Source organism: Streptomyces sp. NPDC002054 (assembly GCF_040296685.1).
Lineage (GTDB): Bacteria > Actinomycetota > Actinomycetes > Streptomycetales > Streptomycetaceae > Streptomyces.
The window spans coordinates 1-24,862 of sequence record NZ_JBEOXT010000058.1 but is presented as its reverse complement, the minus strand read 5'-3'; the positions used below and the strand labels follow the sequence as shown (position 1 = coordinate 24,862).

Annotated in this window: 22 protein-coding genes, 5 tRNA genes and 2 pseudogenes; 9 read left to right on the top strand and 20 right to left on the bottom strand. The window is 70.7% G+C overall.

Annotated elements, in window-relative coordinates:
* Nucleotides 1-7: 7 nt before the first annotated feature.
* Together recG and ABT123_RS34885 are read right to left on the bottom strand one after the other, a co-directional pair.
* Nucleotides 8-2,200, bottom strand: a complete 2,193-nt coding sequence (recG, locus tag ABT123_RS34890; protein ID WP_351322139.1) for an ATP-dependent DNA helicase RecG — start codon at nucleotides 2,198-2,200, stop codon at nucleotides 8-10.
* A 48-nt stretch (nucleotides 2,201-2,248) separates the two neighbouring features.
* Entirely contained in the window at nucleotides 2,249-3,919 is a 1,671-nt protein-coding gene (locus ABT123_RS34885) for a DAK2 domain-containing protein (RefSeq protein ID WP_351322137.1), read from the bottom strand.
* A 229-nt stretch (nucleotides 3,920-4,148) separates the two neighbouring features.
* Between ABT123_RS34885 and rpmB the strand changes: the two genes are divergently transcribed.
* Nucleotides 4,149-4,334, top strand: a complete 186-nt coding sequence (rpmB, locus tag ABT123_RS34880) for a 50S ribosomal protein L28 (RefSeq protein WP_064070327.1) — start codon at nucleotides 4,149-4,151, stop codon at nucleotides 4,332-4,334.
* Nucleotides 4,335-4,424: 90 nt separating this feature from the next.
* Here the strand turns inward: rpmB and thiD are convergent, their stop codons facing one another.
* Nucleotides 4,425-5,228: a bifunctional hydroxymethylpyrimidine kinase/phosphomethylpyrimidine kinase gene (gene thiD / locus ABT123_RS34875; protein WP_351322135.1), complete on the bottom strand. Its 804-nt coding sequence runs from the start codon at nucleotides 5,226-5,228 to the stop codon at nucleotides 4,425-4,427.
* Nucleotides 5,225-6,205 carry a thiamine-phosphate kinase gene (locus tag ABT123_RS34870; protein ID WP_351322133.1) on the bottom strand — a complete coding sequence of 327 codons (981 nt, stop codon included), beginning with the start codon at nucleotides 6,203-6,205 and terminating at the stop codon, nucleotides 5,225-5,227. The genes thiD and ABT123_RS34870 overlap by 4 nt, the downstream gene beginning before the upstream one ends.
* A gap of 245 nt (nucleotides 6,206-6,450) precedes the next feature.
* On the opposite strand from ABT123_RS34870, the gene ABT123_RS34865 reads away from it, so the two are divergent.
* The gene (locus tag ABT123_RS34865; RefSeq protein WP_150207150.1) at nucleotides 6,451-6,684 is read left to right on the top strand and encodes an Lrp/AsnC family transcriptional regulator; all 234 of its coding nucleotides are present in this window, start codon (nucleotides 6,451-6,453) and stop codon (nucleotides 6,682-6,684) included.
* Nucleotides 6,685-6,707: 23 nt separating this feature from the next.
* Complete coding sequence (locus ABT123_RS34860) at nucleotides 6,708-7,205, top strand: DUF3515 domain-containing protein (RefSeq protein ID WP_351322131.1); 498 nt, start codon at nucleotides 6,708-6,710, stop codon at nucleotides 7,203-7,205.
* Between the two features lie 68 nt (nucleotides 7,206-7,273).
* Here ABT123_RS34860 and ABT123_RS34855 read toward each other — a convergent pair whose 3' ends face one another.
* The 3 genes from ABT123_RS34855 to ABT123_RS34845 are packed head-to-tail and all read right to left on the bottom strand — an operon-like array spanning nucleotide 7,274 to nucleotide 10,239.
* The gene (locus ABT123_RS34855) at nucleotides 7,274-8,434 is read right to left on the bottom strand and encodes a D-alanine--D-alanine ligase family protein (RefSeq protein ID WP_351322129.1); all 1,161 of its coding nucleotides are present in this window, start codon (nucleotides 8,432-8,434) and stop codon (nucleotides 7,274-7,276) included.
* Nucleotides 8,435-8,473: 39 nt separating this feature from the next.
* Nucleotides 8,474-9,490 (bottom strand): NAD(P)H-dependent glycerol-3-phosphate dehydrogenase, encoded by a 1,017-nt coding sequence (locus ABT123_RS34850; protein ID WP_351322127.1) that lies wholly within the window; start codon nucleotides 9,488-9,490, stop codon nucleotides 8,474-8,476.
* Complete coding sequence (locus tag ABT123_RS34845; RefSeq protein ID WP_351322125.1) at nucleotides 9,487-10,239, bottom strand: lysophospholipid acyltransferase family protein; 753 nt, start codon at nucleotides 10,237-10,239, stop codon at nucleotides 9,487-9,489. The genes ABT123_RS34850 and ABT123_RS34845 overlap by 4 nt, the downstream gene beginning before the upstream one ends.
* Nucleotides 10,240-10,407: 168 nt before the next feature.
* Here ABT123_RS34845 and cofC point away from each other — a divergent pair.
* Nucleotides 10,408-11,061 (top strand): annotated as a pseudogene (gene cofC / locus ABT123_RS34840) (2-phospho-L-lactate guanylyltransferase); the annotation flags it as partial.
* Nucleotides 11,062-11,366: 305 nt separating this feature from the next.
* Here cofC and ABT123_RS34835 read toward each other — a convergent pair.
* The 4 genes from ABT123_RS34835 to leuC form a co-directional block, all read right to left on the bottom strand.
* Nucleotides 11,367-12,029 (bottom strand): HU family DNA-binding protein, encoded by a 663-nt coding sequence (locus ABT123_RS34835; RefSeq protein ID WP_351322123.1) that lies wholly within the window; start codon nucleotides 12,027-12,029, stop codon nucleotides 11,367-11,369.
* 143 nt (nucleotides 12,030-12,172) lie between these two features.
* The gene (locus ABT123_RS34830; RefSeq protein WP_150207156.1) at nucleotides 12,173-12,400 is read right to left on the bottom strand and encodes an SCO5555 family protein; all 228 of its coding nucleotides are present in this window, start codon (nucleotides 12,398-12,400) and stop codon (nucleotides 12,173-12,175) included.
* A gap of 137 nt (nucleotides 12,401-12,537) precedes the next feature.
* Nucleotides 12,538-13,131: a 3-isopropylmalate dehydratase small subunit gene (gene leuD / locus ABT123_RS34825; protein ID WP_351322119.1), complete on the bottom strand. Its 594-nt coding sequence runs from the start codon at nucleotides 13,129-13,131 to the stop codon at nucleotides 12,538-12,540.
* A 3-nt stretch (nucleotides 13,132-13,134) separates the two neighbouring features.
* On the bottom strand, nucleotides 13,135-14,565 hold the full coding sequence (gene leuC, locus ABT123_RS34820) for a 3-isopropylmalate dehydratase large subunit (RefSeq protein ID WP_351322117.1): 1,431 nt from the start codon (nucleotides 14,563-14,565) through the stop codon (nucleotides 13,135-13,137).
* A 141-nt stretch (nucleotides 14,566-14,706) separates the two neighbouring features.
* On the opposite strand from leuC, the gene ndgR reads away from it, so the two are divergent.
* On the top strand, nucleotides 14,707-15,423 hold the full coding sequence (gene ndgR, locus ABT123_RS34815; protein ID WP_037837458.1) for an IclR family transcriptional regulator NdgR: 717 nt from the start codon (nucleotides 14,707-14,709) through the stop codon (nucleotides 15,421-15,423).
* Nucleotides 15,424-15,596: 173 nt separating this feature from the next.
* Here ndgR and ABT123_RS34810 read toward each other — a convergent pair.
* From ABT123_RS34810 to ABT123_RS34770, 9 genes are all read right to left on the bottom strand, one after another.
* Nucleotides 15,597-15,669: transfer RNA gene (locus ABT123_RS34810), tRNA-Glu, on the bottom strand.
* A gap of 16 nt (nucleotides 15,670-15,685) precedes the next feature.
* A tRNA-Gln gene (locus tag ABT123_RS34805) sits at nucleotides 15,686-15,757 on the bottom strand.
* 23 nt (nucleotides 15,758-15,780) lie between these two features.
* Nucleotides 15,781-15,853 (bottom strand) — tRNA-Glu (locus ABT123_RS34800).
* A 62-nt stretch (nucleotides 15,854-15,915) separates the two neighbouring features.
* A tRNA-Glu gene (locus ABT123_RS34795) sits at nucleotides 15,916-15,988 on the bottom strand.
* A 29-nt stretch (nucleotides 15,989-16,017) separates the two neighbouring features.
* A tRNA-Gln gene (locus tag ABT123_RS34790) sits at nucleotides 16,018-16,089 on the bottom strand.
* An 86-nt stretch (nucleotides 16,090-16,175) separates the two neighbouring features.
* The gene (locus ABT123_RS34785) at nucleotides 16,176-16,904 is read right to left on the bottom strand and encodes an HAD family hydrolase (RefSeq protein ID WP_351322115.1); all 729 of its coding nucleotides are present in this window, start codon (nucleotides 16,902-16,904) and stop codon (nucleotides 16,176-16,178) included.
* Nucleotides 16,905-16,974: 70 nt separating this feature from the next.
* Nucleotides 16,975-18,450: a glutamate--tRNA ligase gene (gltX, locus tag ABT123_RS34780; protein ID WP_351322113.1), complete on the bottom strand. Its 1,476-nt coding sequence runs from the start codon at nucleotides 18,448-18,450 to the stop codon at nucleotides 16,975-16,977.
* The gene (locus tag ABT123_RS34775) at nucleotides 18,443-19,231 is read right to left on the bottom strand and encodes a fumarylacetoacetate hydrolase family protein (RefSeq protein ID WP_351322111.1); all 789 of its coding nucleotides are present in this window, start codon (nucleotides 19,229-19,231) and stop codon (nucleotides 18,443-18,445) included. Before ABT123_RS34775 ends, gltX begins: the two co-directional genes overlap by 8 nt.
* Nucleotides 19,232-19,338: 107 nt before the next feature.
* Entirely contained in the window at nucleotides 19,339-19,518 is a 180-nt protein-coding gene (locus tag ABT123_RS34770; protein WP_351322109.1) for a hypothetical protein, read from the bottom strand.
* A gap of 540 nt (nucleotides 19,519-20,058) precedes the next feature.
* On the opposite strand from ABT123_RS34770, the gene ABT123_RS34765 reads away from it, so the two are divergent.
* From ABT123_RS34765 to ABT123_RS34750, 4 genes and pseudogenes are all read left to right on the top strand, one after another.
* A complete protein-coding gene (locus ABT123_RS34765; RefSeq protein ID WP_351322107.1) occupies nucleotides 20,059-23,784 on the top strand; it encodes a sensor histidine kinase in 3,726 nt (1,241 codons plus the stop codon).
* Nucleotides 23,785-23,793: 9 nt separating this feature from the next.
* Nucleotides 23,794-24,207, top strand: a complete 414-nt coding sequence (locus ABT123_RS34760; protein ID WP_008739864.1) for a roadblock/LC7 domain-containing protein — start codon at nucleotides 23,794-23,796, stop codon at nucleotides 24,205-24,207.
* 154 nt (nucleotides 24,208-24,361) lie between these two features.
* Nucleotides 24,362-24,757, top strand: coding sequence for a DUF742 domain-containing protein (locus ABT123_RS34755; RefSeq protein WP_351322104.1), 396 nt, complete (start codon nucleotides 24,362-24,364; stop codon nucleotides 24,755-24,757).
* A pseudogene (locus ABT123_RS34750) lies at nucleotides 24,738-24,862 on the top strand (ATP-binding protein); the annotation flags it as partial. The gene ABT123_RS34755 and the pseudogene ABT123_RS34750, both read left to right, overlap by 20 nt.

The following is a 24,862-nucleotide window of genomic DNA, read 5'->3' as shown; positions in this document are numbered from 1 at the left end:
CCCATTGTCAGCCCTTCTCCAGATACTGCTCCCGCTCGGTGTCGAGGAGGGCTTCGAGGGCGGTCCGCAGACCGGGCAGCCGCTCCAGTTCCGGATCGGCGGCGACCACCCTGGTGGCCTCCTCCCTCGCCTGGGCGATGACCTCTTCGTCCTCGATGACGGCGAGCATGCGCAGCGAGGAGCGGACGCCGGACTGGGCCTGGCCGAGCACATCGCCTTCGCGGCGCTGTTCCAGGTCGATGCGGGAGAGTTCGAAGCCGTCGAGGGTGGCGGCCACGGCGGCGAGCCGGGCCCGGGCGGGGCTTGCCTCGGGCATTTCGCTGACCAGCAGGCACAGGCCGGGGGCGGAGCCGCGGCCGACCCGGCCGCGCAGCTGGTGCAGCTGGGAGACACCGAACCGGTCCGCGTCCATGATCACCATCACGGTGGAGTTGGGCACGTTCACCCCGACCTCGATGACGGTGGTGGCGACGAGCACCTTCACCTCGCCCGCGGTGAAGCGGCGCATGACCTCGTCCTTGTCGGCGGGGTCCATCCGGCCGTGCAGGATCTCCACGGCCAGTCCGGCCAGCGGGCCGGAGCGCAGTTGTTCGGCGATCTCCAGCACGGCCAGCGGGGGCCGCTTCTCGGTGTCGTCCTCGGCCGTCTTCTTCTTCGGCTCCTCCTCGCCGTCCCCGATCCGCGGGCAGACCACATACGCCTGGTGGCCGTTCTCCACCTCCTCCCGGACCCGTTCCCAGGTGCGGGTCAGGAAGTGCGGTTTGTCCTTCGCGGGCACGACGTGGGTGGCGATCGGGGAGCGCCCGGCGGGCAGCTGGTCCAGGACGGAGGTCTCGAGGTCGCCGAAGACGGTCATGGCCACGGTGCGCGGGATGGGGGTGGCGGTCATGACCAGCAGGTGCGGGGGCTGCTTCCCCTTGGAGCGCAGGGCGTCGCGCTGTTCCACGCCGAACCGGTGCTGTTCGTCGACCACGACCAGGCCCAGGTCGTGGAACTGCACCTTGTCCTCGATCAGTGCATGGGTGCCGATGACGATGCCGGCCTCGCCGGTGACCAGGTCGAGCAGTGCCTGGCGCCGGGCGGGCATACCCATGGACCCGGTGAGCAGCACCACCTTGGTGCCCTGCTCGGCCCCGCCGAGCATGCCGCCCTCGGCGAGTTCGCCCAACATCTCGGTGACCGACCGGTGGTGCTGCTGGGCGAGCACCTCGGTGGGGGCGAGCATGGCGGCCTGCCCGCCGGAGTCGACGACGGCGAGCATGGCGCGCAGCGCGACCATGGTCTTGCCGCTGCCGACCTCGCCCTGGAGGAGGCGGTGCATGGGGTGTTCGGTGGCGAGGTCCTCGAAGATCTCGCGGGAGACCTGCTGCTGGCCCTCCGTCAGGGTGAAGGGGAGTTTCGCGTCGAAGGAGTCGAGCAGGCCGCCGGGGGCGGGGCGGCGGGCGACGGCCGGGAGCTGGGTGTCGGCGTGCCGACGGCGGGCCAGGGCGACCTGGAGGACGAAGGCCTCGTCCCACTTGAGGCGGTCGCGGGCCTGGGCGATGTCGGCCTTGTCGCGGGGGCGGTGGATCTTCTGGAGGGCCTCGGGGAGGGTGACCATGCCGCGGCCTTCGCGGAGGGCGGGCGGCAGCGGGTCGACGGCCTCGCCGGCGCTGGGCAGGACGGCGTCCACGGCCTTGGAGATCTTCCAGGTCTCCAGCTTGGCGCAGGCCGGGTAGATGGGGATGAGCCGGTTCGCGAAGGCGTCGACCGCCTCGCGGTCGGAGCCTTCGCCGCCGAGCAGCTCGTACGCGGGGTGCGAGAGCTGGAGCTTGCGGTTGAACATCCCCACCTTGCCGGCGAACATCGCGCGGGTGCCGGGCAGCAGGTCCTTGTGCGGTTTGTGCACTCCGGAGCCGAAGAAGACCAGCTGGAGCCGGCCGGCGCCGTCGGTGATGGTGACCTCGAGGCGTCTGCCGCGGCCTCCGTTGAAGGTCAGGATCCGGGCGTCGGCGACCTGGGCGACCACGCTGACGTGTTCGTCGAGCTGGTCCGCGAGTTCGGCGAGGGAGGTCAGCTCGCCGCGTTCCGCGTACCGCCTGGGGTAGTGGTGGAGCAGGTCGCCGACCGTGTGCAGGCCGAGCTGCTCGGCCAGCACCTTGGCGGTGGCGGGGCCGAGTGTCTTCGTCAGTGGTTCTTCGAGCGCGGGCACGTGTTCCATTGCACACCATGCCGCCGACAGCCCGGTGTCGGCAGTGCCCGGAGCGGGCTACTCGATGCCGATCAGCAGCGGTGCGCAGTGCCGGCCGCCGCGGTAGGTGACGGTGTCCACGGCGAGGTGGCCGTTGCGGACGTAGGCCTCCAGGCGTTCGGCGAGGGTGTCGGGCAGCTCCGGGCCGAGGACCAGGGTGACCAGTTCGCCGCCGGAGCCGAGCATCCGTTCCAGGACCGCCTCGGCGGTCTCCGGCAGGTCCGCGCCGATCACGGCGACGTCCCCGTCGATCAGGCCGAGGACGTCCCCGGCCTGGCAGATGCCGGCGGAGGTGAAGGACTGGCGTTCGGCGACGGCGAGTTCGCCGTAGCGGGTGGCTCCGGCCGCCGCGGTCATGGCGACCACGTCCTCGTCGAAGCTGCCGTCGGGCTCGTGCACGGCGAGTGCGGCGAGGCCCTGGACCGCCGACCGGGTCGGGATGACGGCCACCCGTACCCCGTCGGCCCGGGCCTGTTCGGCGGCGGCCGTGGCGGCGGCCCGCAGTTCGGCGTCGTTGGGCAGCAGGACGACCTCGCGGGCGTGCGCCCGCCTGATCGCGTCGGCCAGCTCGGCGGCGGCCGGGGGCTGCCCGGGGCGGGCGAGCACGGTGGTCGCGCCCGCCTCCCCGCAGAGGCCGGCGAGTCCTTCGCCGGCGACGACGGCGACCACCGCGCGCTGGGCCCGTTCGCCCTGAGCCCGGCGCCGCTGGTCGCCGAAGTGGGTGATGCGGATCCGGTACGGCCGGCCGGCGTCCACCCCGGCCTCCACGGCCGCGCCGGGGTCGTCGACATGGACGTGTACGTTCCACAGGCCGTCTCCGCCGACCACCACCAGGGAGTCCCCGAGCCCGTCGAGCCGCTCGCGCAGCCCGTCGACGGCCCCTTCCGCGGCCTCCAGCAGGTAGATCACCTCGTACGCCGGTCCGCCGTGCTCCGCCGCGCAGGGATCGTCGGGCTGCGGCATCGGCACGGCCCGGCCGGGTACCCGTTCGGGGGCGAGTTCCTGGCCGGACAGGGCCTGCCAGAGCGCGCCCAGCACGGCGACCAGACCGAACCCGCCGGCGTCGACCACCCCGGCCCGGCCGAGGACGGCCAGCTGGCCGGGGGTCTTCTCCAGGGCCGCGCGGGCTCCGTCGTAGGCGGCCCGGGCGACGGCGGCCACCGGGGTGCCGGCCGCGGCCTCGGCGGCCCGGGCCGCGGCGTCGGCGACGGTGAGCATGGTGCCCTCGACGGGGTGCGCGACCGCCTGGTAGGCGGAGGCGGCGGCCCGGGTCAGCGCGTGCGCGAGCTGCTCGCCCGGCCCGATGCCGGTGCCGGTGTCAGTGCCGGTGGTGGTGCTGGAGGGATCGCCGTCGAGGACGTCCGCCATGCCGCGGAGCAGCTGCGCGAGGATGGTCCCGGAGTTCCCGCGGGCGCCCATCAGGGCCCCGTGCGCGTAGGCCCGTACCGCCGTGCCGAGGGAGACCGGGGGTGTTCCCTCGGTCACAGCGGCGCAGGTCTCCTCCACCTCGCGAGCGGCCGATTCGACGGTCAGGTAGAGGTTCGTGCCCGTGTCGGCGTCCGCGACCGGGTAGACGTTGATCGCGTCGATGTCCTCGCGGGCCCGGCCCAGTGAGGCCAAGGCCAGCGAGCTCCAGGTGCGCACCGCTTCGGCGTCGAGCTCGTCGAGCGGCTGCGGCTCGTGAGGCACCGGGCGTTCCTCCTCCTGCGGGCTGGGGTTCACCGCAGAGTAACGAAGGACGGACGCGGGAGGACCAGTCTGCGGGGTCATGGTAGTTTTCTCGGACGGCAGCAGTCGTTGTATGCTGCTCCGGTTGCCCGACGAGAGTCGGGCCATCCCCCCGGCAAACCACTTCAGACCTCTGATTCCGGTTCGCCGGAATTCACTGTAAGTGCATCTGAAGTCTTTGGAGTGACCTGTGGCTGCCAACTGCGACGTTTGCGGCAAGGGGCCGGGCTTCGGCAACAACATCTCGCACTCGCACCGCCGTACGTCCCGTCGCTGGAACCCGAACATCCAGCGCGTCCGTGCCGTGGTCAGTGGGACGCCGAAGCGCCTCAACGCCTGCACCTCGTGCATCAAGGCCGGCAAGGTCTCGCGCTGACGCTCCCGTCGTAGCGCAGCCCTTCCGGTTGCCAAGAAGGCCGGTCCACCTCGGTGGACCGGCCTTTTGCCTTGTCTGCAGCGGGTACGGCTAGTACCGGCGGCGCGACTGCCAGGAGTGGTCCACCGGGCCGATGCCGCCGCCGAGCGGGAACCCGGCCTTGATCGCCCCGGTGACGTACTCCTTGGCCTCCATGACGGCCTGCGGCACGTCCTGGCCCTGGGCCAGCCCGGAGGCGATGGCGCTGGCGAGGGTGCAGCCGGTGCCGTGGGTGTGCCGGCCGTCGTGCCGGGGGGCCCGCAGCCACAGCTCCTGGACCCCGTCGGTGAGCAGGTCCACCGCCTCGGTCCCGGCGGCCAGGTGGCCGCCCTTGATCAGCACCCACTCGGGCCCGTAGCCGAGGATCGCCTCCGCGGCCCGCCGCATGCCGTCCTCGGTCTCCACCACCAGCCCGGTGAGCTGGGTGACCTCGTCCAGGTTGGGCGTGGCGACGGTGGCCTCGGGCAGCAGCAGTTTGCGTACGGCGTCCACGGCGGAGGCGGCGAGCAGCTCGTCCCCGTGCTTGGAGACCCCCACCGGGTCGACCACGGCCGGGGCGTCCGTACCGGCCAGCAGCCCGGCCACGGTCTCCACCACGGCCGCCGAGCCCAGCATCCCGGTCTTCACCGCGTGGACGCCTATGTCGTCCACCACGGCCCGGTACTGGGCCGTGACGGCCTCGGCGGGCAGCTCCCAGACCCCGTGGACCCCCAGCGAGTTCTGGGCGGTCACAGCGGTCAGCACGCTCATTCCGTGCACGCCGAGGGCCTGCATGGTCTTGAGGTCGGCCTGGACGCCCGCCCCGCCGCCGGAATCCGATCCGGCGACGGTCAGGCACAGCGGCCTACTTGTCATCGCGCTTGCTCCTCTGCAGGTTCGCCACCGAAGTGGTCCCAGCCTCCGGTGCTGGTCCAGGGCGCGCCGTCCACAGTGACCTGCGGCTGCGCGGAGGGGTTGAGCACTTCGCCGATGACCTTCCAGCGGGCCGGCAGCTTCACGTCCGGCGGGAAGGTGGCCACGATCGCGTGGTCCTCTCCTCCGGTGAGCACCCACTGGAGCGGGTCCACGCCGACGGCCTGGCCGATGTCGAACATCTGGGTGGGGATGTCGATGGCGGCCGAGCGCAGGTCGATGCGGACCTTGCTGGCTTCGGCGATGTGCCCGAGGTCGGCGACCAGTCCGTCGCTGACGTCGGTCATGGCGGTGGCGCCGAGTCCGGCCGCTGCGGGGCCGGCGTGGTAGGGCGGTTCGGGGCGCCGGTGCGCCTCGACGAAGGCGCGCGGGGACCGGAAGCCGCGGGAGAGCACCGCGAACCCGGCCGCGGACCAACCGAGCCAGCCGGTGACGGCGACGACGTCGCCGGGCTGGGCGCCGGAGCGGGTCACCGGTTCGTGGTTGCGCAGATCGCCGAGGGCGGTGATGGCGACCGTGATGGTGTCGCCGCGGACGATGTCCCCGCCGACCACGGCGGCCCCGGCGACCTGACATTCGTCGCGGATGCCGTCCATGAGTTCGGTGGGCCAGGTGACCGGCAGTTCGGCGGGCACCACGAGGCCGAGCAGCAGCGCGGTGGGAACGGCGCCCATGGCGGCGATGTCGGCGAGGTTCTGGGCGGCGGCCTTGCGGCCGACGTCGTATGCGGTGGACCAGTCGCGGCGGAAGTGCCTGCCCTCCAGCAGGATGTCCGTGCTGGCCACGACCCGGCGGTCGGGCGCGGACACCACGGCGGCGTCGTCGCCGGGCCCGAGCCGTACCGCCGGGGTGGTGGTGAGCCGGGAGGTGAGCTCCCTGATGAGCCCGAACTCTCCCAGCTCGCCCACTGTGCCCTTCATCGCTGTGCTCCTTCTGGCCCCGTACGCCTGCGGTCGCGAGCCGTCACAGCTCTGGGTACCGTCAACAGATACGTCAACTTCTGCACTTCGTACGCCCCGCTGCGCGCGGCGCCGGGTCCCCGGGTCTCCCCGTGGCGCTCCGCAACGCGGTACCGTGGCGTCTCTTCTCCCCCGGGCCCACCCCTATGGTCAGGGCCCACCCGAAGGGTAGGGGAAATGATCCTCGTGGCCGCCCTGGAGGTTCCGTGGTACAGGCGTACATCCTCATCCAGACCGAGGTGGGCAAGGCGTCTTCCGTCGCCGAAGCCATCGGCCAGATCTCGGGGGTGATCCAGGCCGAGGACGTGACCGGGCCGTACGACGTGATCGTGCGCGCCCAGGCCGACACCGTGGACGAGCTCGGCCGCATGGTGGTGGCCAAGGTCCAGCAGGTGGAGGGGATCACCCGCACCCTGACCTGCCCGGTGGTCCATCTGTAGCCCCCGTCTAGTCTGGGCCGGTGATGTCCCACCACCGACCGGTCCGTTTGCCGGCCCTGTCCGCCCTGGTCGCCGTAGCGGCCCTCGCGGGCTGTACGCCGGGCGGCTCCGTCGTCCTCCTGGAGCCGCCGCCCACGCCGCCCGCCGAGGTCGGGAAGCTCTGTGCGGCACTGCACAAGGAGCTCCCCGACACGGTGGCCGGCCTGGAGCGGACCGAGACGGATCCGCAGTCCGAGCTGACCGCCGCGTGGGGTGGCTCGGCGATCGTACTGCGGTGCGGTATCCCCAAGCCCCAGAAGATGGCGGATCCGCAGCAGGACGGCATCCAGGTGAACGAGGTGGCCTGGCTGATGGAACCCCTCGCCGAGGAGGCGGGCGGCGGATTCCGCTTCACCACCGGCCTGCGGCGCGCCTACACCGAGGTCGTGGTGGACAAGGCACACGCCAAGGAAGCGGGAATGCTGGTCGGCCTCTCCGATGCCATCGCCAAAACAGTCCCCCAGGGCATCGCGGACTACTGACCCCGCCCCGAGATGTAGGGGTACCCCCGGCATTCGCCGGGGGTACGGGCCCTGTGAGCTCGGCGGAACTACCTCAGCCCGGTGCTGCGGCGGAGGGCTGCCTGGATCAGGCGGTCGACCAGTTCCGGGTATTCGATGCCGGACTCCTGCCACATCCGCGGGTACATGGAGATCGGCGTGAACCCGGGCATGGTGTTGATCTCGTTGATGACGAAGGTGCCGTCCTCGGTGAGGAAGAAGTCGGCACGCACCAGGCCCTCGCAGGAGGCCGCCTCGAACGCCTCGATGGCGAGCCGCTGGACCTCGGCGGTCTGCTCGGGGGTCAGCGGGGCGGGCACGATCCCGGAGGCGGAGTCGATGTACTTCGCCTCGAAATCGTAGAAGTCGTGGCTGGAGACCGGCGGGATCTCGGCCGGGGCGCTGGCGCGCGGCCCGTCCTCGAACTCCAGCACGCCGACCTCGATCTCACGGCCGCGCAGCAGCGCCTCCACGATGATCTTCGGGTCGTGGCGCTGGGCCTCCTTGACCGCGGCGGCCAGGCCGGAGATGTCGTCGACCTTGGTGATGCCGATGGAGGACCCGGCCCGGGCGGGCTTGATGAACAGCGGCCAGCCGTGCTCGCCGGCGAACTCCACGATGCGGTCGTGGGCCGCGGCGCCCCCGTCGGCGGCCCACTCGCGGGGGCGGATGGTCAGGTACGGCCCGACGGGCAGCCCGAACGCCGTGAAGACCAGCTTCATGTACTCCTTGTCCTGGCCGACGGCCGAGGACAGGACGCCGGAGCCGACGTACGGGATGCCGGAGAGCTCCAGGAGGCCCTGCAGGGTGCCGTCCTCGCCGTACGGGCCGTGCAGGACGGGGAAGACGACGTCGACCTCGCCGAGTGCCTTCGGTACGGCCCCCGGTTCGGTGTAGAGCACCTCGCGGCTGGCCGGATCGACGGGCAGGACGACCGCGCCGTCCTCGGACTCGGCGAGCTCCGCCACGCTGGGGAGCTTCCGGTCGGCGATCGCCATCCGGCTCGGCACGTCGGCGGTCAGCGCCCAGCGGCCCTCGGGGGTGATGCCGATCGGCAGGACCTCGTACTTGGACCGGTCGATGGACTTCAGCACGGCGCCCGCCGTGACGACCGAGATGGCGTGTTCCGAGCTGCGACCGCCGAAGACGACGGCCACCCGGGGCCTGCGGCCCTGCTGCTCAGTGTTCTGGGGGAGGTTCTCGCTGCTCATATCGCCACGAGAGTACCCGCTCATGCGTCCGGAGAGGTGTCAGGACCGTTCCGGTTTGGCGCTGCGTCCCATCAGATCCTTCAGTGCGACCAGCGGCGGCTTGCCGTGGTGGACGATGTCCACGACCGTGTCGGTGATCGGCATGTCGACCCCGTGGCGGCGGGCCAGATCGGCCACCGACTGGCAGGACTTGACGCCCTCGGCGGTCTGCTTGGTGACCGCGATGGTCTCCTCCAGGGTCATCCCGCGGCCCAGGTTGGTGCCGAAGGTGTGGTTCCGGGAGAGCGGCGAGGAGCACGTGGCGACCAGGTCGCCGAGGCCGGCGAGTCCGGAGAAGGTGAGCGGTTCGGCACCCATCGCCAGGCCCAGCCGGGTCGTTTCGGCCAGGCCGCGGGTGATGAGGGAGCCCTTGGTGTTGTCGCCGAGTCCCATGCCGTCGGCGATGCCCACGGCGAGGCCGATGACGTTCTTGACGGCGCCGCCGAGCTCGCAGCCGACCACGTCGGTGTTGGTGTACGGGCGGAAGTACGGGGTGTGGCAGGCGGCCTGGAGGCGCTGCGCCACGCTCTCGTCCACGCAGGCGACGACCGAGGCGGCGGGCTGCCGGGCGGCGATCTCGCGGGCCAGGTTGGGGCCGGTGACCACGGCGACCCGCTCGGCCGGCACCTTGGCGACCTCCTCGATGACCTCGCTCATCCGCTTGGCGGTGCCGAGTTCGATGCCCTTCATCAGGGAGACGAGGACGGTGTCGGGGGCCAGCAGCGGAGCCCATTCGGCGAGGTTGCCGCGCAGGGTCTGGGAGGGGATCGACAGCACGGTGAAGTCGGCGCCGCGCGCGGCCTCGGCCGGGTCGGTGGTGGCGCGCAGGTTCGGCGGGAGTTCGATGCCGGGCAGGTAGTCCGGGTTGGTGCGGCCGGTGTTGATGGCCTCGGCCAGTTCCGGGCGCCGGGCCCAGAGGGTCACCTCGCAGCCGGCGTCGGCGAGCACCATGCCGAAGGCGGTGCCCCAGGAGCCCGCTGCGAAAACTGCCGCCCTGACGGGCTTGCCGGGTGTCACTTCGTACCCTCTCCTGCGGCCTTGCGCCGCTGTTCCGCCCGCGCCTTGCGGTGGTCGTACGGCTGCGCGGGGGCCTTCTCGCCGCGCAGTTCCTCCAGCAGGGCCGTGATGGCGGCCATGATGACCTCGGTGGCCTCCTTGAGGACATCCGGGGTGGGCTCGCGGTCGTAGAACTCGGAGAGGTCCACGGGCGGTCCGGCGAGGACCCGGAGGGTCTTGCGCGGGAACAGCCGGAACTTCTTCTCCTTGGCGTACGGGGGCATCGCGAGGTTGGCGCCCCACTGGGCCACCGGGATGACGGGGGCCCTGGTGAGCAGGGCGACCCGGGCGGCGCCGGTCTTGCCCTGCATGGGCCACTGGTCGGGGTCCCGGGTGAGGGTGCCCTCGGGGTAGAAGGCCACGCATTCACCGTGCTCGATGGCGTCCACGGCGGCCCGGAAGGCGTCCAGGGCGTTGGTGGTCTCGCGGTACACGGGGATCTGGCCGGTGCCGTGCAGGATGGAGCCGACGATGGGAGCCTTGAAGAGGGCGGCCTTGGCCAGCAGTCGGGGAACCCGGCCGGTGTTGTACTGGAAGTGCGCGTAGGACAGCGGATCCAGATACGAGTTGTGATTGACGGCGGTGATGAATCCGCCGTCGGCCGGAATGTGCTCCATTCCCCGCCAGTCCCGCTTGAACAGCACTACCAGCGGCGGTTTTGCGATGACCGCCGCCAGGCGGTACCAGAAGCCGATTCTGCGGCGGGACACTCGGACACCTTCCTCTAGGACCGGTGCGGTGGTGGGGCACCCGGTCGGCCGGACAAGTGTCGCCCCAGGTCCGGTCTCTGTCGAGAACACCGTACGCCCCGCTCGCGGCGACAGGTCCCCGGGCTGCCGGGGCGGAGGCGACAATGGCGGGGGAATGGCGGGCGGGGAATGGCGAGTGAGGGGCGGGTGGCGGGGGTGGCGGCCGGCAACGGCGTCTGGAGTCTGGTGGTGCCGCTGAAGGCGCTCGCCGTGGCCAAGAGCCGACTTGCGGCGGCGGCCGGACCGGACCGGGCCGGGCTGGCCCTGGCCTTCGCCCAGGACACCGTGGCGGCGGCGCTGGCCTGCGTCTCCGTACGGGATGTGGTGGTCGTCACGGACGATCCGCGGGCCGGTGCGGAACTGGCGCGGCTGGGTGCGCGGATCGTGCCGGACCTTCCGGGGGCGGGGCTCAACGCGGCGCTGGCCCATGGGGCGCGGGCGGTCCGGGCGGCCCGGCCCGGGGCTGCGGTGGCCGCGATGAACGCCGATCTGCCGGCCTTGCGGCCACTGGAATTGCTACGCGTGCTCGAAAGGGCGGCAGCATTTCCCCGGGCATTTCTGGCGGATGCGGCAGGAATCGGAACGACCTTGCTTTCGGCTGCTCCGGACGTGGAATTGGCCCCCTCGTTCGGTGGGCCCTCACGGGCCCGGCATTCCGCTTCGGGGGCGGTGGAAATCGCACTCACGGACGTCGACAGCGTGCGCCGGGATGTGGACACGGAGGCGGATCTGCGGGCTGCCGCCATCCTCGGGCTGGGCCGTCACACGTCCCGATACAGTGCGGGTATGCAGGCAACCGCGTACACCTACGACGAACAGACCCACAGCGGCAGTGTGCTGCTCGACGACGGCACTCCGGTGCCTTTCGAGGCGCCGGCCTTCGAGGCGGGCGGGCTGCGTCTGCTGCGTCCGGGGCAGCGGGTGCGGATCGAGACGGACGGGGAGGGCAGCGCCCTGCGCATCACCCTGATCACCCTGCAGACGCTCTGATCGCCCGGACCTGATCGCGCGGACCTGATCGCGCTGGACACACCGCGGGCGGGTCTCCCCTGCGGAGGGAGACCCGCCCGGCGTGTGTGACTGCTGCCCTACTTCTTGCGGGCGGTGGCCTTCTTTGCGGTGGTGGTCTTGCGCGCCGTCGTCTTCTTGGCGGGCGCCTTCTTCGCAACGGCCTTCTTGGCCGGCGCGGTCTTCTTGGCGGTGGTCTTCTTCGCCGCCGTCTTGGCCGGAGCCGCCTTCTTGGCAGCCGCGGTGGTCTTCTTGACCGCGGCCTTCTTGACCGCGGTGGTGGTCTTCTTGGCCGGTGCGGCCTTCTTGGCGACAACCTTCTTGGCCGGTGCGGCCTTCTTCGCCGCGGCCTTCTTGGCGGTGGTGGCCTTCTTGGCCGCCGCCTTCTTGACCGTGGCGGAAGCACCGCCGGTCAGGCTGCCCTTGGGCGCCTTCTTGACTGCCACCTCGTCGCCCTTGGGGAGCTTCTTGGTGCCGCTGACCAGGTCCTTGAAGCCCTGACCTGCACGGAAGCGCGGAACCGAGGTCTTCTTGACCCGGACGCGCTCACCCGTCTGCGGGTTGCGGGCGTAGCGGGCCGGACGGTCGACCTTCTCGAACGAGCCGAAGCCCGTGACCGAGACCCGGTCGCCCGCGACGACCGCGCGGACCATCGCGTCGAGTACCGCGTCGACAGCGTCCGCGGCCTGCTGGCGTCCGCCGAGCTTGTCGGCAATCGCTTCTACGAGCTGCGCCTTGTTCACGTCTTCCCCTTCGGAGACATCGCCAGAACGAATGTGTTCAAGCTATTTCGCACGTTAGGCGGATATATACCGCAAATCAAACACGAAACGGGCTAATCACCCTCCTGCCGCAACGAGGTAGGTCGTTGCAGAGTTCCTTCGCATCAGTCGCCTTCAGGGAATCGACCCTCATCGAGGTCCTTCATCAACCTGTCCAGGCGCCTTGCCGCATCGGCGAGATCGTGCTTCGCCGCAGCCGTGACGACCAACAGCTTCCGGGTCAGCGTCATCCTTACGCCCTCCGGGACTTGCAGTGCGCGCACCTTTGCGTGTGCTTCTTTCAGCCGGTCCGCGACGAGCTCGTAGAGCTCGAGTTGACTGTCGCGTTCCATGCACAGATTGTGCCATCTGGGGCGAGTTGTCGCCTCACGGGGCCTCAACATACGGCTGTGCCCCCCGCCGGGAGGCGGGGGGCACAGTGTCGGGGGAGCGATCACCCGGGAGCGAATAAGCCCTGATCAGGCCGGAATCAGCCCTGAAGCGTGCGGGGCTTGTGGGAGGGCCGGGTGCTTTCGTACGTGGCGATGTCCGCTTCGTTCTGAAGGGTGAGCGAGATGTCGTCCAGGCCCTCCAGCAGACGCCAGCGGGCGTTGTCGTCGAGCTCGAACTCGGCCTCGATGCCTGCCGCGCGGACCTGCCGGGCGACCAGGTCGACGGTGATCTCGGCGGTCGGGTCGGCCTCGGTCAGCTCCCACAGCCGGTCCACCGTCTCCTGCGGCAGCACCACGGTCAGCAGACCGTTCTTCAGCGAGTTGCCGCGGAAGATGTCGGCGAAGCGGGCGGAGATGACCGTCTTGAAGCCGAAGTTCTGCAGGGCCCAGACGGCGTGCTCGCGGGAGGAGCCGGTGCCGAAGTCGGGGCCGGCGACCAGCACGGTGGCGCCCTGGCGCTCCGGGCGGTTCGTGATGAACTCGGGGTCCTTGCGCCAGGCCTCGAAGAGCCCGTCCTCGAATCCGTCGCGGGTGATCTTCTTCAGCCAGTGGGCCGGGATGATCTGGTCGGTGTCGACGTTGCTGCGGCGCAGCGGGACGGCCCGGCCGGTGTGGGTGGTGAAGGCTTCCATGGTTCAGACTCCGGCGGTCGCGGGGGCGGGGGCGTCGGTCAGATCGGCGGGCGAGGCCAGGTGGCCCAGCACCGCGGTGGCCGCGGCCACCTGCGGGGAGACCAGGTGGGTGCGTCCGCCCTTGCCCTGCCGGCCCTCGAAGTTGCGGTTGGAGGTGGACGCGGAGCGCTCACCGGGGGCCAGTTGGTCGGGGTTCATGCCCAGGCACATCGAACAGCCCGCGTGCCGCCATTCGGCGCCGGCCTCCGTGAAGACCTTGTCCAGGCCCTCCTCGACGGCCTGCAGGGCGACCCGGACCGAGCCGGGGACGACCAGCATCCGTACGCCGTCGGCGACTTTGCGGCCCTCGACGATGCCGGCCACGGCCCGCAGGTCCTCGATCCGGCCGTTGGTGCAGGAACCTACGAAGACGGTGTCGACCTTGATGTCGCGCAGCGGCTGCCCGGCGGTCAACCCCATGTATTCCAGGGCCTTTTCGGCGGCCAGGCGCTCCGAAGCGTCCTCGTACGAAGCCGGGTCGGGGACGTTGGCGGACAGCGGCGCGCCCTGGCCCGGGTTGGTGCCCCAGGTGACGAACGGGGACAGCTCGGCACCGTCGATGACGACCTCGGCGTCGAAGACCGCGTCCTCGTCGGTGCGCAGGGTCTTCCAGTAGGCGAGGGCCGCGTCCCAGTCCGCGCCCCGGGGGGCGTGGTCGCGCCCTTCCAGGTAGTCGAAGGTGGTCTGGTCGGGGGCGATCATGCCCGCGCGGGCGCCGGCCTCGATCGACATGTTGCAGATGGTCATCCGGGCTTCCATCGAGAGCTTCTCGATGGCCGCGCCGCGGTATTCCAGGACATAGCCCTGGCCGCCGCCGGTGCCGATCTTGGCGATGATCGCCAGGATCAGGTCCTTGGCGGTGACGCCCTCGGCGAGCTCGCCGGTGACCGTGATCGCCATGGTCTTGGGGCGGGCCAGCGGGAGCGTCTGGGTGGCCAGTACGTGCTCGACCTGGCTGGTGCCGATGCCGAAGGCCAGCGCACCGAAGGCGCCGTGGGTGGAGGTGTGGGAGTCACCGCAGACCACGGTGGTGCCGGGCTGGGTCAGACCCAGCTGCGGTCCCACCACGTGGACCACACCCTGCTCGACGTCGCCCAGCGAATGCAGCCGGACACCGAATTCCGCGCAGTTGCGGCGCAGCGTCTCCAGCTGGGCCCGGGAGACCGGGTCCGCGATCGGCTTGTCGATGTCGATGGTGGGGGTGTTGTGGTCCTCGGTCGCGATGGTGAGGTCGAGGCGGCGGACCTTGCGGCCGTTCTGCCGGAGACCGTCGAAGGCCTGCGGGCTGGTCACCTCGTGCAGCAGATGCAGATCGATGAAGAGCAGGTCGGGCTCGCCCTCTGCGCGCCGGACGACGTGGTCGTCCCAGACCTTCTCCGCGAGTGTCCTACCCATCGCTTTCCCTCCGGCCGGCTGGTTGTGCCGGCACTCCTAGAGATCCCGGGCCCAGTGGTTCGTGTGCCCGCACATACAGACTGGCGGGTTCTTGGAAAATTTGAACTTGCGTTTCACAGTGTGAGACGTGAATATCGTTGCATGGACAACTCTAGCGGCGTCGGCGTTCTCGACAAGGCAGCTCTGGTATTGAGCGCACTGGAGTCCGGTCCGGCCACCCTCGCCGGGCTGGTCGCGGCGACAGGGCTCGCACGACCCACGGCACATCGCCTTGCCGTGGCACTGGAACACCACCGGATGGTGGCGAGGGACATGCAGGGCCGGTTCATCCTCGGCCCGCGGCTGGCGGAGCTCGCCGCCGCGGCCGGCGAAGACCGTCTGCTGGCCACGGCGGGACCGGTACTCACCCACCTCCGTGATGTGACGGGGGAGAGCGCGCAGCTCTACCGCCGTCAGGGAGACATGCGCATCTGTGTGGCGGCGGCCGAGCGGCTGTCGGGCCTGCGGGACACCGTCCCGGTGGGCTCCACGCTCCCGATGAAGGCCGGCTCGGCCGCGCAGATCCTGATGGCCTGGGAGGAGCCCGAGCGGCTCCACCGGGGCCTGCAGGGCGCGCGCTTCACGGCGACGGCCCTGTCGGGCGTACGGCGCCGTGGCTGGGCCCAGTCGATCGGCGAGCGGGAGCCCGGCGTGGCCTCCGTCTCGGCACCGGTCCGCGGCCCCTCGAACCGCGTGGTGGCCGCCGTGTCGGTCTCCGGGCCGATCGAGCGGCTGACCCGCCACCCGGGCCGGATGCACGCCCAGGCGGTCATCGACGCGGCTGCCCGGCTGTCCGAGGCGCTGCGGCGCTCCGGCTGACCCCTCGCCGTTCCACGTTTCACGTTCCACCCACTCCCCCGGGTCCGGGGGCGCGTACGACGCCGCACACGTCCGAACTCGCGCCTCCGGGCCCGTACTTCTTTGCCCGCGCACCGGCCGAAGAACGCGAAGAAGCCCTCCGCGACCATGTCGCGGAGGGCTTCTTCTGTGCGTACCCCCGACCGGATTCGAACCGGCGCTACCGCCTTGAGAGGGCGGCGTGCTAGGCCGCTACACAACGGGGGCTAGCTTGTTTACTGCGCTGGGCTACCAGGACTCGAACCTAGAACAAAGGAACCAGAAACCTTCGTGTTGCCAATTACACCATAGCCCAATGAGGTCTAGACCAGACCACAGTACCCCCGACCGGATTCGAACCGGCGCTACCGCCTTGAGAGGGCGGCGTGCTAGGCCGCTACACAACGGGGGCCCTAGCGATCCTGCATCAAGACGTCCGGGAGCTACCCAAGGAGATCTTGCGGGAAGGATCTGTACCCCCGACCGGATTCGAACCGGCGCTACCGCCTTGAGAGGGCGGCGTGCTAGGCCGCTACACAACGGGGGCAAAGCACTGCGTCAATCACTTGCACTGCGCTGGGGTACCAGGACTCGAACCTAGAATAAGGGAACCAGAAACCCTCGTGTTGCCAATTACACTATACCCCACTGAAAGTCAAGACCTTTTCGGGACTTTCTTTCGAGTGGCGCCTCCGTCCGGCCTTTCGGCCCGCTCCGGCGGCGCAGAAAGAACATTACCGGATGCCTGACCGTGCTCCAAAACGGGTATCCCCGGCCAGCACCCCGGGGAGCTGGGCAAGCCCGGTGATCCGGTGCACTCCCTCCGGCCCCGCACCGCGCCCGCCGTCCCGGTCCAGCCATACGGCCAGCAGCCCGGCGTCCCGTGCCCCGCGGGCGTCGATCTCCGGCTGGTCCCCCACGTACGCCACCTCGCCGGCTTCGAGCCCCAGTGCGTCGCACGCCGCCCGGAAGGCCGCGGCCTCCGGCTTGCTGACGCCCAGCTCCGCGGCGCACACCAGCACCTCGAAGCGGTCGCGCAGGCCGAGCCGGCGCAGTTTGGGGTCCTGGTTGGCGCTGCTGGAGTTGGTGAGCACCCCGTGCCGGTAGCCCGCCGCCAGGGCGTCCAGGGCGGGGAACACATCGGGGAACACCTTCCAGGCGGCCCGGTAATGCGCCACGTAGCGGTCGAACCAGGCGTCGGCCTCGTCGTCGCCCAGATCCGGCCGCCGGAGGAAGTCGCGCACGCGGTCCCGCCGCTGCTCCTCGAAGCCGGTCTCGCCGGCGGCGAAGCGGGCCCAGTTCCGTTCGGTGATCTCGCGCCACAGTGCCAGCGCCTCGGCCGGGGAGCCGTACCGCTCCCCCAGCCCCTCGTCGGTGAGGTGCCGCGCGAGCCCGGCGGAGTCGGCCCCCGTGTAGTCGAACAGGGTGTCGTCGATGTCCCACAGCACGGCGCGGATCGGCATGTGACCGACCTTACGCCGTGAGGGCGGCAGCCGGTACGGCTGCCGCCCTCACGGGAGGTACGGACGGGGCTCAGGCAGTGAGCTTGGCCAGGGCCGCGTCGATCCGGGCCAGGGACCGCTCCCGGCCCAGGATCTCCAGGGACTCGAAGAGCGGCAGGCCGACCGTGCGGCCGGTGACGGCCACCCGGACCGGCGCCTGGGCCTTGCCGAGCTTGAGGCCGTGGGTCTCGCCCGCGGTGAGGACGGCCTGCTTGAGGGACTCGGGGTCGCTCCAGTCGGCGCCGGCGAGGTTCTCGCGGGCCGTGGTCAGCAGGGCCGCCGGCTCGCCCTTCATCGCCTTGTCCCACGAAGCCTGGTCCGCCACCGGCTCCTTCAGGAACAGGAAGTCGACGTTGGCGGTGATGTCCGACAGGACGGTCACCCGGGTCTGGGCGTACGGCGCGATGCGCTCCCAGGCCGCGGCGTCGAAGTCCTCCGGGGCCCAGTTCGCGTGCGGGGCCTGCAGCCACGGGGTGCAGGCGTCCGCGAAGGCCTTCGGGTCCAGCATGCGGATGTGGTCGCCGTTGATGGACTCGCACTTCTTCAGGTCGAAGCGCGCCGGGTTGGCGTTCACGTCCGGGATGTCGAACTTCGCGACCATCTCGTCCATCGTGAAGATGTCCTGGTCCTTGGAGAAGGACCAGCCGAGGAGCGAGAGGTAGTTCAGCAGGCCCTCGGGGAGGAAGCCGCGCTCGCGGTACAGGTTGAGCGAGGACTCCGGGTCACGCTTGGAGAGCTTCTTGTTGCCGTCGCCCATCACGTACGGCAGGTGGCCGAAGGAGGGGATCTCCTTGGCGACGCCCAGCTCGATCAGCGCCTTGTAGAGCGCGATCTGGCGCGGGGTGGAGGACAGCAGGTCCTCGCCGCGCAGCACGTGGGTGATCTCCATCAGCGCGTCGTCGACCGGGTTGACCAGGGTGTAGAGCGGGGCGCCGTTGGCCCGGAGGATGCCGTAGTCCGGCACGTTCTCCGGGGTGAAGGTCAGCTCGCCGCGCACCAGGTCGGTGAAGGTGATCGGCTCATCGGGCATCCGGAAGCGCACGATCGAGGTCCGGCCCTCGGCGTCGTACGCGGCCTTCTGCTCGGCGGTCACCACGCGGCACATGCCGTCGTAGCCGGACGGCCGGCCCTCGCGGCGGGCGAGCTCGCGGCGCTCGTCGAGCTCCTCGGCAGTGCAGTAGCAGTGGTAGGCGTAGCCGCCGTCCATCAGCTTCTTCGCCACGTCCGCGTAGATGTCCATCCGCTGGGACTGGCGGTACGGGGCGTGCGGGCCGCCCACCTCAGGGCCCTCGTCCCAGCTGAAGCCGAGCCAGCGCAGCGAGTCCAGCAGCTGGCCGTACGACTCCTCGGAGTCGCGCGCCGCGTCGGTGTCCTCGATGCGGAAGACGAACGTGCCGCCGTGGTGGCGGGCGAACGCCCAGTTGAAGAGAGCCGTCCGGACCAGCCCGACATGGGGGTTGCCGGTCGGGGAGGGACAGAAACGGACGCGGACGGGTGCGTTAGCCACGCTTGATCACCTTGTTGGCGAGAGTGCCGATACCTTCGATGGTGACGGCGACCTCGTCGCCGACGTTGAGGGGGCCGACTCCGGCCGGGGTCCCCGTGAGGATGACGTCGCCGGGGAGCAGCGTCATGGCCTCGGTGATGTGGACGATCAGGTCCTCGATGGAGCGGACCATCTCGCTGGTGCGGCCGGACTGGCGCACTTCGCCGTTGACGGTGCACTCGATCGCCAGGTCGGCCGGGTCGAGGTCGGTCTCGATCCAGGGGCCGAGCGGGCAGGCGCTGTCGAAGCCCTTGGCCCGGGCCCACTGCTTCTCGCGTTGCTGGATGTCGCGCGCGGTGACGTCGTTGGCGCAGGTGTAGCCGAGGATGACGTCCTTGACGCGGTCCCGCGGGACCTCCCGGCACATCCGGCCGATCACCACGGCGAGCTCCGCCTCGTGGTGGACCTCCTGGGAGAAGGAGGGGTAGGCGATCGGGTCGCCGGGGCCGACCACCGAGGTGGAGGGCTTGAAGAAGGTGATGGGGGCGTCCGGGACCTCGTGGCCGAGCTCCGCCGCGTGCTCCGCGTAGTTGCGGCCGATGGCCACGACCTTGTTCGGGAGCACGGGCGGCAGCAGCCGGACCTTGCTCAGCGGAACCTTCGTGCCGGAGAGCTCGAAGTCCGCGAACGGGATGCCCTTGATGATGTCGAGGACGAGTTCGCTCTCGTCGCCGGAGGCGGTGCTGCCCTCCACGGCGCCGAAGGCGACATTTCCGTCGATCGAGAATCTGGCGATGCGCAAAGGTCGCGCCTGCCCCTCTGTTTCCGCTGGCTGGAGTCTGCGTGTCCAGGCTAACGCGGTTGCGGGGCCCGTCCTGCGAGGTTGCGCTGCGCGGTCTGCTGCGCTGTCTACTGCGCGGCGGCGGGGGCGACCATCAGGACGGTGCGGCGGGGGTTGGCCGTCTGGGTCGGCAGCTCGACCGCGTGCTCCGGGGCCTCGACCGCCTGCATCTCCTCCGCGTCCTTGAGGTGCGCGAGGGTGGTGCGGCGGGGGTTGGCTATGTTGCGGAACATCATGGTCGTCTTCATCGGAGTCTTTGACCCTCGTCGGTGAGTGGGGCGCCCCGCGGACGCCGGTTGTCGGATGAGCGATAGCTGTAAAGGGCAAGGCTAAACATTTGAATCCCCGCGAGAACCGGTAAGTAATGGCCATGAGTATGTGAGTTTGCTCACGAGTGACCGGGCATTATGGACATAACGGCAAGTCACTCGCCCCCATGGAAACGGACATTGCGCCACTGAATGCTGCATTCCGCTCCTGATCATCTCGACTGGGACACCCGGTAAGCCTCAGTGTTTCCATAGACAAAGTCCGGTTCGCCCCGGTAATGCCTCCACTGCCAGTAGCCCGGCCGACACAAGCCGTCACCGACTCTCCGGGCCTGCCCTCGCACCTTGTTGGAGATCCGCCACTGTGCTGGAATTCGCGAGACCGCCGCGGAAATCGACGGAAATCCACGAGAGACGCGCGGTCACCGACGACCACCACGGGGCCAAACCGATGCCCCACGACTCGACACCGTCCCACCGCTCGCCCGGTGGGACGCCTGGTCCAGAGGTTGCGAGCTAGTGCAGGGACGTTTCAAGAGGGATGGCAGCGCTGCGGCGGAGCAGGAGCCGCGCGGCGGGACCGACCGTGGCTCCTCGCCCCAGCACGCCCAGAACCGCGGGCCGGGCTCCGATGGTGTCCGCACTGCCCCTGCCGCCGCCGAGAAGGCGAAGGGCAAGGGCAGGAAGGGCAAGGCCGACAAGCCTGGCAAGCCCGGCAAGACCGGGAAGGGCCTGAACGCCGGCCAGACCGGCCAGGCCGGTGCGGTCACCGAAGAGTCGGGCGTACAGGACCAGGCGATACCGAAGGCCCCCAATGGGCCCGGTTCCCGTCTCGCCCTGCAGAACTGGCGCATCAGCACGCGACTGCTGTCGCTGCTGACCCTGCCCGTCGTCGCCGCCACCACGCTTGGCGCGGTCCGAATCAACGACTCGCTCAACGAGATGGACCAGCTGGAGCACATGCAGCTGCTGACGACCATGACCCGGCAGGCCACCAACCTGGCCTCCGCGCTCCAGGAGGAGCGCGACCTGTCGGCCGGTCCGATCAGCAACAAGACCGTCGCCAGCGAGGTCGAGACGGTCCGTGAGCAGACCGACTCCGCCGCCACCGCCTTCACCTCTGCCACGTCGGCCATCGATGACCAGGACGACAAGGACGAGACCCTCAAGTCGATCCGCAGCAACGTCACGCAGATCAGCCGGCAGATCGCCGCGCTCGAGGGGATCCGCACCACCGCGTACAAGAGCGGCTCCCAGCAGACCGTCGCCCAGTACAACTCCCTGATCGTCTCGCTGCTGTCGCTCTCCCAGGACATGGCGCAGGCCACCTCCAGCCCGGAGATGATCAAGCGGACCCGCGCGCTGGCCGCCTTCTCCTCGGCCAAGGAGTACGCCTCCATCCAGCGCGCGATGATCGCCGCCGCGCTCCCCCAGAGCCCCACCCAGGTCGGCAACCTGCAAGAGAACGACCGGCTCTACGCCTACTCGGCGTACCGGAACTACGACCAGGCCATGGTCACCTTCGGCCTGGTCTACCAGGGCAAGTCAGAGGAACTGCTGGCGCCGCTGGGCGAGGGCAACGCCGAAATCTCCTCGGCGAACAGCTACGCCGGCCGTGTGCTGAAGAACCCGGGTCAGTTCGCCAAGGAGAAGGCCCGCTCCTGGCGAGACTGGTACGACTCGGACGACAACAAGATCCAGACCATGAAGAGGATCGAGCTCTCGCTCCTCGAGGACATGGAGCAGAAGGCCCGCGAGCTCAAGAACGAGGCCCAGCGCGACGCCATCATCAACGGTGCGCTGATCCTCCTCGTCCTCGGTGTCTCGCTGGTCGGCGCGTTCATCATGGCCCGGTCCATGATCCGTTCGCTGCGCCGGCTGCAGGACACCGCGACCCGGGTCGCCCAGGACCGGCTGCCCGAGCTCGTCAAGCAGCTCTCCGAGTCCGACCCGCAGGACGTCGACACCTCCGTGGAATCGGTCGGTGTGCACTCCCGCGACGAGATCGGCCAGGTGGCCGCGGCCTTCGACGACGTGCACCGCGAGGCCGTCCGCCTCGCCGCCGAGCAGGCCCTCCTCCGGGGCAACGTCAACGCGATGTTCACCAACCTCTCGCGCCGCTCGCAGGGTCTTATCCAGCGTCAGCTCTCGCTGATCTCCGAGCTGGAGTCCCGCGAGGCCGACCCGGACCAGCTGTCCTCGCTCTTCAAGCTCGACCACCTCGCGACCCGTATGCGCCGGAACGGCGAAAACCTCCTCGTCCTCGCGGGCGAGGAGCCGGGCCGCCGGTGGACCCGCCCGGTCCCGCTGGTCGACGTCCTGCGTGCCGCCGCGTCCGAGGTGGAGCAGTACGAGCGCATCGAGCTGGCCTCGGTCCCCTCGACCGATGTGGCCGGCCGCGTCGTCAACGACCTCGTGCACCTCCTCGCCGAGCTGCTGGAGAACGCCACCTCGTTCTCCTCCCCGCAGACCAAGGTCAAGGTGACCGGTCACGCGCTGCCCGACGGCCGCGTGCTGGTCGAGATCCACGACACCGGCATCGGCCTGTCCCCCGAGGACCTGGCGGCGATCAACGAGCGGCTCGCGGCGCCGCCGACCGTGGACGTCTCGGTCTCCCGCCGCATGGGGCTGTTCGTGGTCGGCCGTCTGTCCCTGCGACACGGCATCCGGATCCAGCTGCGCCCCTCCGACTCCGGCGGTACGACGGCCCTCGTCATGCTGCCCGTGGACGTCGCCCAGGGCGGGCGCAAGCCCGGCCCCGGCGGCCAGGGCGGCCCCGGTGGCCCCGGTGGCCAGCCCGGCAACCCGGGCGCGCAGGGCTCGGTGCCCGGTGGGCCCGCACGCCAGCAGGTGGGTGCCGCCCCGCAGCGCGGCCAGGTTCCGGCCGGCGCGCAGCGCGCGGCGCTGCCCGGCCGTGACGGCCAGCCGCAGGGCGGCCGTCCGCAGAACTCCGGTCCGCAGGGCGGTCAGGGCCCGAACGCCTTCGGCGCCGGCGGTCCCCTGCCGGGCCGCGGCCCGGCCGGTGGCCCCGGCGGCCCCGGCAACCACCCGAACCAGGGCAACCCGGGCAACCAGGGGCGCGGTGGCTTCGGCGGCAACGCCCCCGCCGGCGGCCCGCAGGCCCGCCCGGTGCCGGCCCCGAACGCGGGCGGCCCGGCCGGGTTCCCGCAGGGCAACGGCTTCGAGCGTCCGCAGGCTCCGGCCCCCGCGCCGGCCGCGCCCCGCCAGCAGGCCCCCGCGGCTCCGCAGGCTCAGGCCCCGGCTGCGCCCACGGGCCGTCGCCCGCAGCTGCCCCCGCGCGGTGGCGCTCCGCGCCCGGAGCTTCCGGGCTCCGCGGGCGGTCCCGCCGGACTGCCGCCCACCACCAGCTGGGGGGCCGGCCAGGCCCGCCCCGGTGGTCCGGACGTGCCCCGCGGCCACGACGAGCTGACCGGCCCCGGTTCCACGGCCGAGTTCGCCCGTCCCGACTTCAACGCCCCGCTTCCGCAGGGCAACAGCACCACCGGACAGTTCGAGCGTCCGGATGTGCGCGGACCGATGGACCCGGCGTCCACCGGCCAGTTCGCCCGGCCGGACTACCCGGCTCCGCGGGCCGGCGGCCCCGGCGTCGGCTCGTACGACAACCCGGCCCAGCCGGCACCGCAGGCGCCCCACACGCCCGTACCGGTGCCGCGTGCCGAGACGCCGCGACTGCCGCAGGCTCACCAGCCTGAGGCGCTGCCCCCGGCCCAGAGTCACGGTGACGGCCGCAGCCCGATCTTCGACACGCTGGAGTCGAACTGGTTCCGCCAGGAGGGCGGCGGCGAGCCGCAGGCACCGGCCGCACCCCAGCAGCCGCAGCAGAACGCCCCGGCCCCGCAGCCGCAGCAGTCGCTGCCGCAGCGTGGTCAGGAGCGGGCAGCAGCGGCGGCCGACCCGGCCACCGTCGCCACCCCGACGGTGAGCTGGCGGTCCTCGCCGAACGACGAGCTGATGCGTCAGGCCGAGCGCGTGCGCCAGCCCGCGGCCGGCGGAGTGACGACCTCGGGTCTGCCCCGCCGGGTGCCGCGTGCCAACCTGGTGGCCGGTACCGCTCAGCAGCAGGCCGACGCCCAGACGGGACCGCAGGTCTCGCGTGCGCCGGACGATGTGCGCGGTCGCCTCACCAACCTCCGACGGGGTATCCAGCAGGGTCGCCAGGCCGGCAACAACGGCCCGGCGACCGGCAGTTACCACGTCGACCCCACTTACCAGCAGGAGCGATAGTTGAGTTCGATGAGCCAGGCGGCACAGAACCTGAACTGGTTGATCACCAACTTCGTGGACAACACCCCCGGGGTGTCCCACACGGTGGTGGTCTCCGCCGACGGCCTCCTTCTGGCGATGTCCGAAGGGTTTCCGCGCGACCGCGCCGACCAGCTGGCGGCCGTGGCCTCCGGACTGACCTCGCTGACCGCCGGTGCCTCCCGGATCTTCGAGGGTGGGGCCGTCAACCAGACCGTGGTCGAGATGGACCGGGGATTCCTTTTCCTGATGTCCGTCTCCGATGGATCCTCGCTGGCCGTACTGGCGCACCCCGAGTGCGACATCGGCCTCGTGGGGTACGAGATGGCCCTCCTCGTGGACCGTGCGGGCAGCGTCCTCACCCCGGACCTGCGCGCCGAACTCCAGGGAAGCCTGCTCATCTGACTGCCACTCTCCCGGCCGGACGGTACTGCCGGCCGGGAGACCGGGTGCCATCCCTGGCCCCGGGACCCAGTACCACCGTCCGGCCGTCATTCACTCCCCCCACCGGCCACCGTCAGACGGCACGCTGACCACTGCTGTCGAGCCCGGAGGATCCATGACCCCGCCCCCCGCCTACCCCGATTCGTACGGTGATTCGTACGGCGCGGAAGGCGACCAGCCGCTGGTACGCCCCTATGCCATGACCGGCGGCCGGACCCGGCCGCGCTACCAGCTCGCCATCGAGGCGCTGGTCAGCACCACAGCGGATCCGATGCACCTGTCAAACCTGCTGCCCGAGCACCAGCGGATCTGCACGCTGTGCCGCGAGGTCAAGTCGGTTGCCGAAGTATCCGCCCTGTTGTCGATGCCGCTCGGCGTGGCCCGCATCCTCGTCGCCGACCTGGCCGAGGCGGGCATGGTGGCCATTCACCAGCCGGGCAATGGAGAGGCCGGCGGCACGCCGGACGTAACGCTGCTCGAAAGGGTGCTCAGTGGACTTCGCAAGCTCTAACGGGGGTTCCAACGGCGGAGCGGCTCGCTCCACCACCTCCGCGAAGATCGTGGTGGCGGGCGGCTTCGGCGTGGGCAAGACCACGTTCGTCGGCGCGGTCTCCGA

Bases quoted from the DNA above. Each gene is read 5' to 3' on its own strand.
- recG (WP_351322139.1), bottom strand. From the start codon at position 2,200: ATGGAACACGTGCCCGCGCTCGAAGAACCACTGACGAAGACACTCGGC.
- thiD (WP_351322135.1), bottom strand. From the start codon at position 5,228: ATGACAAGTAGGCCGCTGTGCCTGACCGTCGCCGGATCGGATTCCGGC.
- ABT123_RS34870 (WP_351322133.1), bottom strand. From the start codon at position 6,205: ATGAAGGGCACAGTGGGCGAGCTGGGAGAGTTCGGGCTCATCAGGGAG.
- ABT123_RS34860 (WP_351322131.1), top strand. From the start codon at position 6,708: ATGTCCCACCACCGACCGGTCCGTTTGCCGGCCCTGTCCGCCCTGGTC.
- ABT123_RS34855 (WP_351322129.1), bottom strand. From the start codon at position 8,434: ATGAGCAGCGAGAACCTCCCCCAGAACACTGAGCAGCAGGGCCGCAGG.
- ABT123_RS34830 (WP_150207156.1), bottom strand. From the start codon at position 12,400: ATGGAACGCGACAGTCAACTCGAGCTCTACGAGCTCGTCGCGGACCGG.
- leuD (WP_351322119.1), bottom strand. From the start codon at position 13,131: ATGGAAGCCTTCACCACCCACACCGGCCGGGCCGTCCCGCTGCGCCGC.
- leuC (WP_351322117.1), bottom strand. From the start codon at position 14,565: ATGGGTAGGACACTCGCGGAGAAGGTCTGGGACGACCACGTCGTCCGG.
- ndgR (WP_037837458.1), top strand. From the start codon at position 14,707: ATGGACAACTCTAGCGGCGTCGGCGTTCTCGACAAGGCAGCTCTGGTA.
- ABT123_RS34785 (WP_351322115.1), bottom strand. From the start codon at position 16,904: ATGCCGATCCGCGCCGTGCTGTGGGACATCGACGACACCCTGTTCGAC.
- ABT123_RS34770 (WP_351322109.1), bottom strand. From the start codon at position 19,518: ATGAAGACGACCATGATGTTCCGCAACATAGCCAACCCCCGCCGCACC.
- ABT123_RS34760 (WP_008739864.1), top strand. From the start codon at position 23,794: ATGAGCCAGGCGGCACAGAACCTGAACTGGTTGATCACCAACTTCGTG.
- ABT123_RS34755 (WP_351322104.1), top strand. From the start codon at position 24,362: ATGACCCCGCCCCCCGCCTACCCCGATTCGTACGGTGATTCGTACGGC.